This is a genomic window from Gilliamella sp. LMG 34362 (genome assembly GCF_984569125.1).
In genome coordinates this window covers 1,621,992-1,635,941 of record NZ_OZ474902.1, presented here as the reverse complement: position 1 = coordinate 1,635,941, position 13,950 = coordinate 1,621,992, and the positions used below count along the sequence as shown (strand labels likewise).

The window sequence follows — 13,950 nt, the reverse complement described above, 5'->3', positions numbered from 1 at the left end:
ATTGCGACAAAGTTAGCCTAAGATTATAACGTAATTATATGGTTGTTTTCTATAACTGTTTAATCCTGTATGATAAGCAGTTAAAATTTAACTGGTTAAACTTAATTGAAAACTTTAGGTACTTTATAACTATTATGTCAAAAATATTTCGTCCATTAGTATTTTATATAGGTTTACGCTATGTATACGGGCAAAAAACCGATGGGTTTGGTCGCTTTGTTTCTTGGCTATCTATGATTGGCATCATGCTCGGTTCTATCGGTTTGATTGTGGTTTTGTCGGTAATGAATGGATTGGAAGATCAGATGCAAAACAGTATCTTAAAGTTTTTCCCCCAAGCGCAAATTACTACAAAAACCGGAAGAATCAATACAACTGTTATTGATTCTAAACAATTTGAAAATATCCATGGCGTTGAACGAATTACGCCAGTAATTACCAGTGATGTGGTATTACAAAGTCAGCAAAGTATTACGGTTAGTACCTTAATGGGTATCACCGCAGAGGATCATGATCCAATAGAAAATTATGTTTATACAGGTTCAATCGATTCATTACAAGCGGGTAGCTATAATGTGATACTGGGACAGACATTGGCTAATCAACTTGGTGTTTTGGTTGGTGACAAAATTCGCTTAATGGTCACCGATGCTAGCCAGATAACGCCAGTTGGACGCATTCCTTCACAACGTTTATTTACTATAAGTGGTTTATTTTCGGTCAATCATGATATTAACCAAGCGTTAATCTATATCAATCAATCTGATGCCAAAAATTTATTACGGTATCCAGCGAATAATATTAGTGGCTGGCGATTATTTTTAACACATCCACTGGAAATCGCATCAGTAACTAACCGTTCGTTACCCGATGATTTAGTTTTTACTGATTGGCGAGCTAAACGTGGTGAATTGTTTCAAGCAATCAAGATGGAAAAAAATGTAATGGGCTTATTAATTAGTTTGATTGTGATTGTGGCGGCTTTTAACATTATTACTTCATTAAGTTTGTTGGTTATGGAAAAACAAGGGGAAGTCGCGATTTTAAAAACGCAAGGCTTGTCACGTTTTAAAATTATGCTGATTTTTATTATTCAAGGTGCGAGTTCTGGTGTCATTGGTACCTTACTCGGTAGTGCCATAGGGCTGTTACTTGCTTCCTATCTCAATGAATTGATGTCAGTGCTTGGATTATCCTTTGCTGGTATTGAATTACCTAGTTTGGTTGAGCCTTCACAGATAGTATTTATTATTTTCGGATTACTTATGTTATCACTAATTTCCACACTTTATCCTGCGTATCGTGCAGCCAATATTCAACCAGCGGAGGCTTTACGTTATGAATAATTTACAGCCACTTCTTTCAGCTAAAAATCTTTATAAAACCTATAAAGAAGGCAAAATGGTTACTGAAGTACTAAAAAATGTTTCATTTGATATTTATCCGCAATCATTACTCGCTATTATTGGTAGCTCAGGATCAGGAAAAAGTACTTTATTGCATCTATTAGGTGGATTAGACAAACCAACTTCAGGTGAAATTATATTTAAATCACAACAGCTTAATCGGTTATCAGAACAAGAAAAAGCACATTTACGTAATCAAGAAATTGGTTTCGTATATCAGTTTCATCATCTTCTTCCTGACTTTACCGCATTGGAAAATGTGGCGATGCCGTTATTAATTGCGGGTACTTCACCAAATGAGGCTAAAAAACGGGCTATGGCAATGTTAGAGTCGGTGAATTTAGTTAAACGAGCTAATCACCGCCCAGCAGAGTTATCTGGTGGTGAACGTCAACGAGTGGCAATAGGCAGGGCTTTAATTAATAATCCTGCTTTAGTGATGGCCGATGAACCTACTGGTAACTTAGATAAATCGACCGCTGACGCCATTTTTGATCTGTTAATTAAACTTAATCGAGAACATGGCACGGCATTTTTAGTTGTTACCCATGATTTAGTTTTAGCGAATAAACTTGATCAACAATTGATTATGAGTGATGGCCAGTTGTCTACCAGTAATTCTGTGAAATAAAGCTGAACGGATAATTAAATATGAATTTATCATTAATTACAGCCATTAAATTTCGTAAAGGTCGCCGTAAAAGTGGCATGGTTTCGTTGATATCAATTATTTCAACCTTGAGCATTGCTATTGGTATTGCTGCATTGATTATTGGTTTAAGCGCTATGAATGGTTTTGAACGAGAACTCAACGATCGGGTGTTATCAGTAGTACCACATGGTCAAATTTATTCACAATATGGCAACTTAGATAATTGGCAGCATGTTCAAACCGAGTTACAAGAGAACAAAAATATCTTATCGGTGACGCCTTATGTTAGTTTTACCGGATTGATTGAAAATGGTAGTAAGCTTGGTGCTGTTGAAGTACAAGGATTTGATCCAGAACTAGAACAGAAAATCAGTTCATTACCCAACTATGTCCTTAATAATAGATGGCAAGATTTTAAGGCTGACAGCCAGCAAATCATTCTAGGAGCAGGATTAGCTAAATCATTAGCGGTTAATGAAGGGCAGTGGGTTACCTTACTTATTCCTGTATCAAACAATCCTGAGCAACTTAAGCCCCCTCGGCGTGTTCGTTTGCAAGTACACGGTATTTTAGATCTAAGTGGTACGTTAAGTAACAATGTTGCTTTATTGCCATTAGCTGATTCACAACAGTTACTTGCTATTGGTGACAGTGTCACGGGGTTGATGATTAATGTTGATAATGTCTATCAAGCTAGTGCTATTATTGGTCATGCAACATTAAATCTTGAAGAAGATCTTAGTTTTAATAGTTGGGAACATACCTTTGGCTTCATGTATCGTGATATTCAAATGATTAGACAAATTATGTATTTAGCGATGATTGTGGTTATTGGTGTGGCTTGCTTCAATATTGTGTCGACGTTGGTTATTGCGGTAAAAGATAAACAACGTGATATTGCTATCCTTAAAACACTTGGGGCGACTAATCGCTTAATAAAACGTATTTTTATTTGGTATGGTGTACTTTCAGGATTAATCGGTAGTGTGATTGGTGTATTGCTTGGATCTATATTGGCATGGCAGCTTTCTAATATTATGGCAGCGGTTGAATCAATGATGGGACATAAGTTTTTAAACAGTAATATCTATTTTGTTGATTTTTTACCATCAGAAATTCATCTTTTGGATGTCATCATGGTATTTATTACGGCCATGCTGCTAAGTTTGATTGCCAGTTATTATCCAGCGCAAAGAGCTTGTAAAATCGATCCGGCTCGCGTGCTAAGTAGCTATTAATGATAATGAAACATAAACAAGGCGCAATATCAGATTTGCGCCTTATTTTTAATAATATTGATAGCCACTTATCAATTGATAATGCTGATAGCCCCAATATAAAAGTAAAGATGACATTATTAATATCGTGATAATTAATAGTGTGCAGATCTGTTTTTGATAGCGGAATTTTTCTAAACAAACACTAATTAGTCCGCCTAAAATAAGGCCAGTGATAGCTCCACCAATATGTGCCATATTATCAATAGAAGGTAGCAATCCTAACCCAAAGGTCAGTAATAAACTGACTACGATTGATTTGATTGGCATCTCTTGTAAGTCAGTACGATTAATTAAACAATACGCAAGTAATGCCGTAATAATTCCTAAAATTGCACCTGATGCGCCACAACTAATGACATTATGATTAATAGTGGCAACATCACTGGCTAAACTACCAAATAATCCTGATAATAGATAAATGCCAATAAAGGCTAATGGTGGTAGCAAGCGTTCTAGAATAGTGCCAATACTCCACAATGCTAACATATTCATGGCAAGATGGGTTAAGCTAACATGCATAAAAATATTAGTAAATAAGCGCCAATATTGACCTGAAAAAGTTAACTGAGCAACATCAGCACCCCAATCAATCAAGAATCTATTTTGACTAAATGTTGAGAATCCCCGATCATCGAGTAGTCGAGAAATAAAAAAACAAGCTATATTAATCAGTATTAAAATACTGGTAATTTTTGCTTGATTATAGATCGATTGAACATTTTTTAAGATAGACATATGCTAAAGTTTCCGTTGAAAACGCACATTAAATTGGATGATTAGTTTAATCAAATCGTTTACCTAAAATAACCAAATCACGTTTAATACCATCAAGTTCAGCAATTTTGGGGAGTAATGCCCATTGTTGATAATGCATTTTTTCGAATAGCTTAATGCTTGGAATATTATGGCCAAAAACATAGCTCAATATAGCGTCAATACCCACTTGTTTGGCAAATGACTCAATTTCTCGAACAGCAGTTTGACCAATTTTTTTGCCTCTAAAATCTTGATGAATATATAGGCTTATCTCAACTGTTTTATCATAAGCTGGACGACCATAAAAAGATGACAAACTGACCCAACCACAAGGTTGATTTTGATATTTGATTAACCAAAGTGGACGTTTTTGCGGATTATGCTGTTCAAACCATGCAATTCGGCTTTCAACCGACACCGGCTGCAAATCGGCCGTTACCTGACGACTGGCAATAGTCGAATTATAAACCTCCACGATAAAAGGTAAATCATCTAAAGTCGCATTAACATAAGTGATCATAGGAATAAAAGAGTTATGGTTAATTGTGCTTCATTGTAATGGCTTTGCTATTAGCAAGCAATATTTGTTAAAATAGATCGAAATATGAAAAATTACAAATTTGTAGCAATAACTTAATCAAAAAAGATTTTCCGTAATGTTTTTATTATTGCTTAATTTTTTCTTAACAAATGTTTACATAAAAAATTATTGCATATCATTAATTTTATATTAATATTCCTTGCACATCTTTAATGATTTTAGTTTGATGTTTATTTAAACTAATAAACATGAAGTTAGATATTTATCTAATTGTTTTAATTGAAAATTAAGCGTAAATTACAGCAGGGACTAGCGAAAATATGTTAAAATGTGGTCTTAATCGGGCATCGGGCATCGGGCATCGGGCATCGGGCATCGGGCATCGGGCATCGGGCATCGGGCATCGGGCATCGGGCATCGGGTTTATTATTAACACAGAAATGTTTTTATATCCATTCAATAAAAAGTGTATCAAATTGTTTACAAAAATCACTTCAACAACATATATCGTTAAATAATTTATTATTCTATTCTTTTAAGCAATTTTTTGTACCAAAGTGGCTTCTTATTTTCTTATATCTATCTATGGTGCCTAATTCTTATGGTTTAAGTAGTTTTACAGTCAATGTTATTCAAGGAAATAGCCCTAAGGTTGTTAATTTAAAAACAGCCTCAGATAAGCTTGGTTTCACGGTAAATGGTGTATTTTATAGTGAATCAACAGGTAATATAAAAGAAGGTGAAATTAAAGAGTTTGACGGTAATTTAGATCTAAATCAATTTATTGTAAAACAATATAATTATCAAACGTTAGACAATAAAATTAATTATCAAGATTTAGACGGTGATGCTATCGATCCAACGCAGCCCTTTTTAATGACGGCAACTGTGTGGCAATGGTTTGATGCTAATGATAATAAAATAACTGCCAAAGATAAAACTGAGTTAACAGACTGTGGAGAAGATTACTCATTTCCATTAAGGTTAGAGATAAGTAATCAAGTGCAAGCACTTTCACAATATGGTCAGCCAAGAAAAAGTGATTTTGTCACAATAAAAAAAGTATACAAAATCTCATTAACATCGAAGCTTTGTTATGTAAAACCTTATGCGATAGAAAGAAATCCTAGAAATCAATGGTTAAGCTTTGGTAGTAATAATAGATTTATCAGATGGAATGATCCTAATTATACATCCAGAACAGCTGCTGGTGGCGGTTATAATTCAGATTATGTGCCAAATTTAGGGTTTAAAATCAATCCTACTGAATCAGGAGGTAAAAAATTTCCTACAACCGGATTTGAGGGTGCTAAATTTCAGTTGATTTTTACTCGTCCAGTAAGTGATTATACATTTACTATTACAAATAACCCTGGAGAACAAGTAGTCGTCGATGAAAAAGGCTATGTTACTTTAAATGGTAAACCTAGTGGATATGTAACTGTTCGAGCTACATTAAAACAAGATTCAAATGTCAAACATGACTATACTTTTAATCCTACTAGTGTATGGGTAAATCCAGTTAAAGGTTTTTTTGATTGGTGGAAGCCTGCAATCCAAATATGTGGTGAGGATCAATTATTATCATACAAAGAACTAACTAATGCTCCTCAATATAATATGAATGATACTCAAAATACTGCTAATGGTTATACACGAGCAATTGGTGAGGGTCTTTTTCCTGAATGGGGATATACAGTTCGTACATCTTATCCTGACTCTGGTTGGGAGAAAGCCAATGATAGATATTGGACGAAAGATCGTTATTATGGTAGCAATTATGGTAATCATGTTGATGTTAATGCAGGAACAGGGCTAATTGGTGTTGATGCGGAAAGATCGAATGCACCTGGTTATCTTGTTTGCAGATAATTACTGATTGTTATATTAGATTTTTTATGAGCATTATAAGTTTATAATTATAAGATAAATCGTTAGAACTCAAGTTTGAAAAAGAAAGTCGCCCAGTCACCGGCGTGATGACGCGATTAGCGTTATCACGCCGAAAAAAACAGAATAAAAAATGAACATTAAAATTAATGACAAATTAGAAATTAGTCAAAGACAAGGTTTTTTAAGCCTAATTGATGAAGGTTCTTTTTTACGAATTTATAATCAATCGGCTTTTATTGTTACGCAAATATTGCAACATAATTTTAAAATATCAGCATATACAATTGGAAAATTCCAACAATATCATTTTGTTTATTGTGCTTTTCCAAAACGGAATTTGCATTTTCATTTTGAAAATATTCGCAAAACTGCTTGGGGTTATGAATTAGCTGGTGAATATGACTTAGCTGATTATGATAATTGGTTTAGGCAGTTTTTTGCTCAAACTAACAATAATCTAAATAAAAATATTACTGATCAACAATCTGATTCACATTTAACTTCTGAACATTTATTTTCAAATGAGCGAAGCGTAGAAATTGAAGGTAAGCCTATATACCTAAATCCTAAACAAATCATGTTTTTAAGAAATTGGCAACGTGGATATAATAACAATATTGTTATAGAAAACTTTATTGAAAGTTTGCAACGCAAATTACGATAAATACCAATTTATTAAAAAATGAAAATTTTGAGGAAAGGGGGTTTTTGCAATCCTAATGAAGCCATTCTATACTTTAACCGCGTTTAAAATAATTTATTATCGCCTGATTAACTGCGGTGATTTTTAAATCTTTACGCCAAATCAGATAAATATTTATTTTTAATCTTTTATCTTGATTTGAGATCAATTTTTTATAGGTAACTCCTTCAACTTTAGCTTGTGCCATTGATTGTGGTAGAAGCATCATTGCTTTACCTAATGCAACCTCTAGCAGCATAGATAAATTATCTGCAAGTTCGGCTCGACGAGATAGTGGATGGGCGAGTTTATTGAATACTTGTTCACATTGATCGTAAAAAAAAGGATTTACTTGTTGTTTAAACCAAAACAATGGTAAATCAGTGACATCATCAAGATTTACTTTGTTTTGTTGACAACATGGATGACTTGCCGGTAATACTAATGTTACTGGTTCTTGATAAATGAGTAATGAGTTTTCACTAAAATCTCTAGTTGGGTAATCGGAGACAATTGCAAAATCAATATTGCCTTTTTGTAGTTCAATAAGTAGCTCTTTCGAAGTATAGTTATGTTTATATATTTTAGTCTCATCTCTAAATTCTGATAAAAATAATTTAAAGAAAGGAATATAATCAAAAGATAAGGTTTTTGTTGTCCCTACCGTGACCTTTTCAAGAATACTTGTCTTAGTTGCTTTAGTGATAGAGCAAAGATCATTTAATAATTGTGTTACTTTTGATTTTAATATTTCCCCTTCTTTGGTTAATACAACGTTGTGTGAGTTTCGCAAAAATAATGTGCTTTGTAACTTGTCTTCTAAATTTCTAATTTGAGTTGAAAGAGGGGGTTGACTAATGCCCAGTTTTTCAGCTGCACCAGTAAAACTGAGTTCTTCACAAACAGCAATAAAATATTGTAATTGTTTAATCGTTGGTAATCTTTTGCTATAGATGTCCATAAATTTTACTATCCCTAATAAACTATTTCGCTGAGTTGTAAGCGTTTGTGTCATTTATCTATCTAAATTAGATTATTATTATTATGAATGAGAACTTTGTTTTTTGCATTTGTTTATATGATTTTTTCTGCGATACGAATTTCGTATAACAAAATATGTATTTCTATATTGCTGTATTGTTAGATAACCTCTCTCAAGTTTAATCAATTAGCAATTGGTATTTTGTTCATGGAATCCATCTCTACAGAAGAGCCAATACAGACAAAACCGCGTTTAGTGCTGTCAGCATTATTAATCGTGCTGTTAGTCGGATCGGTTTATATAAGTCAACTTATCTTTCAAGAGATCTCTCAAACTTATGATATCGATATTTTAGCCGCCAGAAATGTATTCAGCTTATCGTGTTTTTTTTATGCTATCTCGTTTTTTATTTATGGCCCTTTATCGGATAAAGTTTCAACCAAGTTGTTAGTTTTGGTTGGCAGTATTGGAACTGTTTGTTGCCTAGAGTTATCTATGATTGTAGATAGTTTCAATTTATATTTGGTGGTTATGTCATTGATCGGATTTTTTGCCGCAGCGGTTCCGGCAGCATTGTTTGCTTATACAGCTAAAAACACGCCTAATCATAAGTTACCGCAAGCAATGGGTATTATGATTTCAGCTTCAATTATAGGTATTATTTTTAGTCGAAGTTTGGTTGCTATGTTAACTGATTTTTGGTCTTGGCAAGTTGCCTTTGCCATATATGCCGGTTTGATAACGATCGCATGTCTTTTTGTTCCTTTCGCGATAAAACAATCAAGCCATCAATCTTCAACCACCAGTGTAATTGGTACATATTTGACGGCAATTAAAATATTATTTGATAAAACAGTGATAATATTTCTATCTGTTGGTTTTCTACTTTTCTTTGTTTATTTAGGATTATCTTCACTACTCACTTTTTATCTAAAAAGTGCACCTTTTTCTTTATCTGCAACAGTTTTGGGATGGCTTAATTTTGCTGGGCTTAGTGCGATTATTGGAACCATAATTACGAGTAAATTATTACGGGTTATAAATGAACGCTATCTTTTAATCATTTATTTGTTAGCTGTATGTGTAACGGTTGTGACTATTGGTTATAGCTCAAGGTTATATGTTATTGGGTTAGGGATTTTTAGTTTGTTTTTGTTTGTATTTGGTATTCAACCATTAGTTATTGCCATGCTTAATAAAAATGTACCCATTAATTCACGCGGAGCTATTTCATCCTTATATTTACTTTCTTGTTTGGCAGGAGGCAGTATTGGTACCTATTTATTAGGTATCGTTTATCAAAATATGGCTTGGAATGGCGTGATAGCTATTTGTGTCTTATTGACAATTGTTAATCTAGTTTTAGCGTTAGTTGGTATTCAACTTATCAAAAGTAATCATAGAAAATAAAATTGTAGGTATTAATTATTAAGGAGACTCATCATGAAAAAAAGATTGTTACAATTTTCACTATTTATATTTTGTTGTTTTTATGGAGCATTCTGTATGGCTGATTTAACTAAAATTTCTTCAAGCTTTAGTGCACCAACAGGCATTGCGTTTGATAGTAAGGGATTAATGTATGTAACCAATTGGTCAGGTAACTCAGTTACGAGAGTCAAATCAAATGGTGAAACAGAGACTTTTTATTCAGGTATATCTTCACCAGCTGGTATCGTTATTGATGCAGAAGATAATGTTTATGTTTCATCATATGGCGATGATTATATTGTAAAAATTGATAGTAATGGTAAATCAGAAAAAATATCTGATGGTTATCATACTCCTACTGGTATCGCTTTTTCTAATCAAGGCCAATTACTCATTACTAATCGTTCAACTGGTGAGATAGTTTCTCTTGATCTTAAAACTAAGAAAAAAAGCATTATTGCTCGTGGATTGACCACACCAGTTGGTGTAACTCAATTAGCTGATAACAGTTTAGTTGTTTCACAATACAGTGGTCGTTTAACCATGATCAGCCCAAATGGCACTAAAACTGAGCTAGGTTCGGATTTCAATCGCCCAGGTGTTGGTATTGTTACAGTTGCACCAAATGTTGCCGCCGTTATTGATAATGGTGCTGGAATGGTTCGACAAATTGATGTAAAAACTAAAAAAGTATCGACCTTAGTTGGCAATTTATCTGGAGCAGTAGCGTTAGCTTATCATAATGGTAGCTATTATATTGGTACTTGGGGTGACGGTACTGTATATGAATTGAAAGATAAATAAAATTATCTTCAATATTTTAATAAGTTTTACAAAGATATTAGCTAACAATAAATATTAATAGGAGAATTAACTACATAAAATTATAAGGGAATTCCTATATGTGATAGAAAAGTGAAAGAGGTAATTTACAACTAATCGTGATGTTCTATAATAATTCTGTTTATCATTAAAAGAAATCGTATTAGGAATATCAATGAAACAACGAGTAAAAGAACCTTATTATGCTTTCAATCCTAAAGAGGCGCATTTTTTGTTTGAGCGTACAATTAGATTTGAATCACGAGCAGAGCTTTTGGCAAAAATTTCCCGAATAATACATCGTATGTATTTTCCTAAAAAGGCAATAATCACTTTTTTTGCTGTGATTATTGCCTTTATCCTCGCCATTATAGTAACTTACTTAATTAATTTATTTTCGCCTTCTTTGGCCAACAAAATTGGAAAGTATTTGGCTTTAATTCCATTAATTGACATAGGAATTTTAGTCTATCTTGTAAATCATTATTTCAATATATATTTAGAAATACGTTCTGTTAAGAAGCTTTATAAAAAAAATGTTGAATGGCCTGTTGAATGTTATTGTGCTTATTTCCAAGAAGGTATCTACATAAAATCGATCGATATGGAAGGTATTTTTTATTGGGACGATTTTATGGCTATGGGTTGTAGCAAGGATGCACTTGTTTTCCATTTTTGTCCGGCAAGAACCCCAAGTGGAAAATTTTTCAAGCAATATTATCCTCGATTAGATAATGTTTATATTTTTATTGATGGTGATGAACAAGTTAGGTCGTTAATAGCTGCTGTAAATGAACATTATAAAGGTTTAGTAGCGTTTAAATAATCAAAGCGAAAATTTAACTCTCTTTTAGCAAGTTTTTGACCAGTAATATTGAGTTTTACTGGTCAAAAATAGTTGAATTTTACAAGAAAACGACCAAAAAAATAATTCCAGCTCTTTGTGTCATATTCATCCATTTTGAATCTATCTTTATATTGGTAGGGAACACGATGCAATATCTAATAGGTCACTAAAATCAAGCGGTTTATCCCTATGTGTATAGGGAACACCTGATTCAAAGTGCATTTGCCTCTTACGGGCCCGGTTTATCCCTATGTGTATAGGGAACACTATTAATCGTCGCTGGAGCTAAAGGCTCTTTGCGGTTTATCCCTATGTGTATAGGGAACACCTTACGGTTGCGTGCTCACTAACTATTAATCGCGGTTTATCCCTATGTGTATAGGGAACACAGGGTTAGTCATGTTTAATGGTTTAGAGATCGAGGTTTATCCCTATGTGTATAGGGAACACTGGGTCAATATCGACAAATTTAAAACGGTTTTCGGTTTATCCCTATGTGTATAGGGAACACTCTAATTATAACCATTTGTTTTATAATTAAAATACTCAGTCTACAATTTCTACCAATTTTTTTGTTATATTTAACTGTGTGTTTATACAGATATTTTAAGTCTTGATAATCACTCTACCGCGAGTAATATCGCTAATATTTTTTTTGAGTATAGCTAGATTATCTAGTGTGATAGCAATACTGACAGTTACGCCTTCAGCATCAAAATCTTGTTGTTCAATGAGCGCATCCAGTTCTTTTAAACGGTTTTCGATAATTGGCCATTCATTGTAATAGCAGTGAAATTGCAAAGAAATTCTAGTGATAAGTTCAATTAATTCTGCTTGTTGTAAACAATGACTAGCCGAACCACCGTAAGCCCGAATGAGTCCACCTGTACCTAATTTGATACCACCAAAATAGCGGGTAACTACCACTACCACCTGATCACAATCTTGACCTTCGATGGCAGATAAAATAGGGCGGCCTGCGGTACTGGTTGGTTCACCATCATCATTAAAGCGATATTGTTGACCAATTTTCCATGCCCAACAATTATGTGTTGCATTTGGATCACTGACGCTGTCGATAAACTCGGCTGCCTGTTGAGCATTAATAATTGGAGCCGCATTGACAATAAAGCGGCTTTTTTTTATCTCTTCGGTTAATTGGCTAGGATTTGTTAATGTATAAGACATACTAATTCTGGTAAAATCGTTTTATTGCAACTCATAATACTCAGCAGAATTGAAATGTCTATCAATTTAGCACAATTAAAACATTCACAACAACAACTAGCCGAACAGGTGAGGCTGGTTGATGAATTTAATCCTGCAATCAAATTAATTGCTGGTACAGATGTTGGTTTTGAGCAAGATGGAACAGTAACTAGAGCTGCGATAGTGACATTGACTTTCCCTGATTTTGATGTGGTTGAGTATCATATTGCTCGATTAGCGACAAGTTTTCCCTATATTCCGGGATATCTATCTTTTCGAGAATACCCAGCATTGTTAAATGCATGGCAACAGCTTAAACATAAACCAGATTTACTATTAGTTGATGGTCAGGGGATAGCGCATCCAAGACGTTTAGGAATTGCTAGTCATCTTGGTTTATTGTTAGATATGCCAACTATAGGTGTCGCAAAAAGCAAATTATGTGGGCAATATCAAGAGCAAGCAAAACAAGCGGGTAATGTAACCCCTTTACTAGATAAACATGAGCAAATTGGTTGGGTATTGCAGAGTAAAAATAATTGTAATCCGTTATTTATTTCAGCAGGACACAAAATTAGTCAAACTAGTGCATTACATTGGGTAAAACAGTGTTTACGAGGTTATCGATTGCCTGAACCAACTCGCTGGGCTGACGCAATTGCATCGAATAAACCATTATTTAGAAAATTTAAGCATGGCAAATAATCAATTACCATTAAAACAAGGTGGATTTACCTTTAGACGTTTTTTTATTGCTCACGACAAAAGTCCAATGAAGGTGACAACTGACAGTTGTTTATTAGGTGCATGGGTACCAATTAAAGGTGATGTACAACATGTTTTAGATATCGGTACTGGATGTGGCGTAATTGCCTTAATGTTGGCTCAACGTTTAGAACATCAGGCATGTCAAATTGATGCGATTGATATCGATATGCAAGCTATATTGCAATGTCGAGAGAATAGCTTAAATGCAGGCTTTAAAAATATTAAGCCATTAAATATCGATGTGAATCAATTTAGGACTACTGAGCGAAGATGTTATGATTTAATTGTCACTAATCCTCCTTATTTTCAGTCTGCTGTAGAGTGTCGTAGTACAGAACGGCAATTAGCCCGTTATACAGAAAGTCTTAACTATCAGCAACTTATTGATGTAGTAAAACGATTATTAAATCCGCAAGGGTTGTTTGGTTTAGTTTTACCTTATCATCTTACTGAACAATTTAAACAATTAACTGCGTTAAACCAGTTATATTTATGTCATGAACTGCAAGTTAAATATACAGCAAATAAAGACTATTCGTTAGTACTGATGGCATTTTCATTTAATCAGCATGCTAGTGTTGAACGCCAATCACTGTGTATGCGAGATGAACAAGGGCGTTATTCCCAACAATTTAGACAACTGTTGGCCGACTTTTATCTATTTCGTAAATAACGCCTTAA

At 33.8% G+C, this 13,950-nt stretch carries 14 protein-coding genes and 1 CRISPR repeat array; of the genes, 10 read left to right on the top strand and 4 right to left on the bottom strand.

From position 1 onward, the window contains the following. Nucleotides 1–143: 143 nt before the first annotated feature. Genes lolC through lolE form a run of 3 tightly spaced genes read left to right on the top strand, consistent with a single transcriptional unit; the run spans nucleotide 144 to nucleotide 3,296 of the window. Entirely contained in the window at nucleotides 144–1,346 is a 1,203-nt protein-coding gene (gene lolC / locus AC5LWZ_RS07560; RefSeq protein ID WP_493464187.1) for a lipoprotein-releasing ABC transporter permease subunit LolC, read from the top strand. Next, nucleotides 1,339–2,037, top strand: a complete 699-nt coding sequence (lolD, locus tag AC5LWZ_RS07555; RefSeq protein WP_110447785.1) for a lipoprotein-releasing ABC transporter ATP-binding protein LolD — start codon at nucleotides 1,339–1,341, stop codon at nucleotides 2,035–2,037. Before lolC ends, lolD begins: the two co-directional genes overlap by 8 nt. Nucleotides 2,038–2,057: 20 nt before the next feature. Further along, nucleotides 2,058–3,296 (top strand): lipoprotein-releasing ABC transporter permease subunit LolE, encoded by a 1,239-nt coding sequence (gene lolE / locus AC5LWZ_RS07550; protein WP_110447786.1) that lies wholly within the window; start codon nucleotides 2,058–2,060, stop codon nucleotides 3,294–3,296. A 48-nt stretch (nucleotides 3,297–3,344) separates the two neighbouring features. Here the strand turns inward: lolE and AC5LWZ_RS07545 are convergent, their stop codons facing one another. Next, nucleotides 3,345–4,073, bottom strand: coding sequence for a rhomboid family intramembrane serine protease (locus tag AC5LWZ_RS07545; protein ID WP_198200001.1), 729 nt, complete (start codon nucleotides 4,071–4,073; stop codon nucleotides 3,345–3,347). 46 nt (nucleotides 4,074–4,119) lie between these two features. Further along, the gene (locus AC5LWZ_RS07540) at nucleotides 4,120–4,614 is read right to left on the bottom strand and encodes a GNAT family N-acetyltransferase (RefSeq protein WP_198199999.1); all 495 of its coding nucleotides are present in this window, start codon (nucleotides 4,612–4,614) and stop codon (nucleotides 4,120–4,122) included. A gap of 351 nt (nucleotides 4,615–4,965) precedes the next feature. On the opposite strand from AC5LWZ_RS07540, the gene AC5LWZ_RS07535 reads away from it, so the two are divergent. Together AC5LWZ_RS07535 and AC5LWZ_RS07530 are read left to right on the top strand one after the other, a co-directional pair. Then, nucleotides 4,966–6,507 carry a hypothetical protein gene (locus AC5LWZ_RS07535; protein ID WP_493463392.1) on the top strand — a complete coding sequence of 514 codons (1,542 nt, stop codon included), beginning with the start codon at nucleotides 4,966–4,968 and terminating at the stop codon, nucleotides 6,505–6,507. A gap of 151 nt (nucleotides 6,508–6,658) precedes the next feature. Next, a complete protein-coding gene (locus AC5LWZ_RS07530; RefSeq protein WP_493463391.1) occupies nucleotides 6,659–7,192 on the top strand; it encodes a hypothetical protein in 534 nt (177 codons plus the stop codon). A gap of 73 nt (nucleotides 7,193–7,265) precedes the next feature. On the opposite strand, the gene AC5LWZ_RS07525 is transcribed toward AC5LWZ_RS07530, so the two are convergent. Continuing rightward, nucleotides 7,266–8,225 (bottom strand): LysR family transcriptional regulator, encoded by a 960-nt coding sequence (locus tag AC5LWZ_RS07525; RefSeq protein WP_493463390.1) that lies wholly within the window; start codon nucleotides 8,223–8,225, stop codon nucleotides 7,266–7,268. Between the two features lie 174 nt (nucleotides 8,226–8,399). Here AC5LWZ_RS07525 and AC5LWZ_RS07520 point away from each other — a divergent pair, with 174 nt between their 5' ends. From AC5LWZ_RS07520 to AC5LWZ_RS07510, 3 genes are all read left to right on the top strand, one after another. Beyond that, nucleotides 8,400–9,602 (top strand): MFS transporter, encoded by a 1,203-nt coding sequence (locus AC5LWZ_RS07520; RefSeq protein WP_493463389.1) that lies wholly within the window; start codon nucleotides 8,400–8,402, stop codon nucleotides 9,600–9,602. A gap of 33 nt (nucleotides 9,603–9,635) precedes the next feature. Continuing rightward, on the top strand, nucleotides 9,636–10,427 hold the full coding sequence (locus tag AC5LWZ_RS07515; protein ID WP_110447794.1) for a Vgb family protein: 792 nt from the start codon (nucleotides 9,636–9,638) through the stop codon (nucleotides 10,425–10,427). A 193-nt stretch (nucleotides 10,428–10,620) separates the two neighbouring features. Beyond that, nucleotides 10,621–11,271, top strand: a complete 651-nt coding sequence (locus AC5LWZ_RS07510; protein ID WP_493463388.1) for a hypothetical protein — start codon at nucleotides 10,621–10,623, stop codon at nucleotides 11,269–11,271. A gap of 198 nt (nucleotides 11,272–11,469) precedes the next feature. Continuing rightward, nucleotides 11,470–11,803: a CRISPR direct-repeat array (repeat unit 29 nt; unit sequence CGGTTTATCCCTATGTGTATAGGGAACAC). Between the two features lie 95 nt (nucleotides 11,804–11,898). Here the strand turns inward: AC5LWZ_RS07510 and AC5LWZ_RS07505 are convergent. Next, nucleotides 11,899–12,480, bottom strand: coding sequence for an IMPACT family protein (locus AC5LWZ_RS07505; protein WP_198247239.1), 582 nt, complete (start codon nucleotides 12,478–12,480; stop codon nucleotides 11,899–11,901). A 60-nt stretch (nucleotides 12,481–12,540) separates the two neighbouring features. Here AC5LWZ_RS07505 and nfi point away from each other — a divergent pair, with 60 nt between their 5' ends. Beyond that, the gene (nfi, locus tag AC5LWZ_RS07500; RefSeq protein ID WP_198221108.1) at nucleotides 12,541–13,206 is read left to right on the top strand and encodes a deoxyribonuclease V; all 666 of its coding nucleotides are present in this window, start codon (nucleotides 12,541–12,543) and stop codon (nucleotides 13,204–13,206) included. Further along, on the top strand, nucleotides 13,196–13,942 hold the full coding sequence (locus AC5LWZ_RS07495) for a tRNA1(Val) (adenine(37)-N6)-methyltransferase (RefSeq protein ID WP_493463387.1): 747 nt from the start codon (nucleotides 13,196–13,198) through the stop codon (nucleotides 13,940–13,942). Before nfi ends, AC5LWZ_RS07495 begins: the two co-directional genes overlap by 11 nt. Nucleotides 13,943–13,950 lie beyond the last annotated feature (8 nt).

What these genes read in the sequence shown, in the direction of transcription:
- lolD (WP_110447785.1), top strand. Translation starts at nt 1,339, where the DNA reads ATGAATAATTTACAGCCACTTCTTTCAGCTAAAAATCTTTATAAAACC.
- lolE (WP_110447786.1), top strand. Translation starts at nt 2,058, where the DNA reads ATGAATTTATCATTAATTACAGCCATTAAATTTCGTAAAGGTCGCCGT.
- AC5LWZ_RS07545 (WP_198200001.1), bottom strand. Translation starts at nt 4,073, where the DNA reads ATGTCTATCTTAAAAAATGTTCAATCGATCTATAATCAAGCAAAAATT.
- AC5LWZ_RS07540 (WP_198199999.1), bottom strand. Translation starts at nt 4,614, where the DNA reads ATGATCACTTATGTTAATGCGACTTTAGATGATTTACCTTTTATCGTG.
- AC5LWZ_RS07530 (WP_493463391.1), top strand. Translation starts at nt 6,659, where the DNA reads ATGAACATTAAAATTAATGACAAATTAGAAATTAGTCAAAGACAAGGT.
- AC5LWZ_RS07525 (WP_493463390.1), bottom strand. Translation starts at nt 8,225, where the DNA reads ATGACACAAACGCTTACAACTCAGCGAAATAGTTTATTAGGGATAGTA.
- AC5LWZ_RS07520 (WP_493463389.1), top strand. Translation starts at nt 8,400, where the DNA reads ATGGAATCCATCTCTACAGAAGAGCCAATACAGACAAAACCGCGTTTA.
- AC5LWZ_RS07515 (WP_110447794.1), top strand. Translation starts at nt 9,636, where the DNA reads ATGAAAAAAAGATTGTTACAATTTTCACTATTTATATTTTGTTGTTTT.
- AC5LWZ_RS07510 (WP_493463388.1), top strand. Translation starts at nt 10,621, where the DNA reads ATGAAACAACGAGTAAAAGAACCTTATTATGCTTTCAATCCTAAAGAG.
- AC5LWZ_RS07505 (WP_198247239.1), bottom strand. Translation starts at nt 12,480, where the DNA reads ATGTCTTATACATTAACAAATCCTAGCCAATTAACCGAAGAGATAAAA.
- AC5LWZ_RS07495 (WP_493463387.1), top strand. Translation starts at nt 13,196, where the DNA reads ATGGCAAATAATCAATTACCATTAAAACAAGGTGGATTTACCTTTAGA.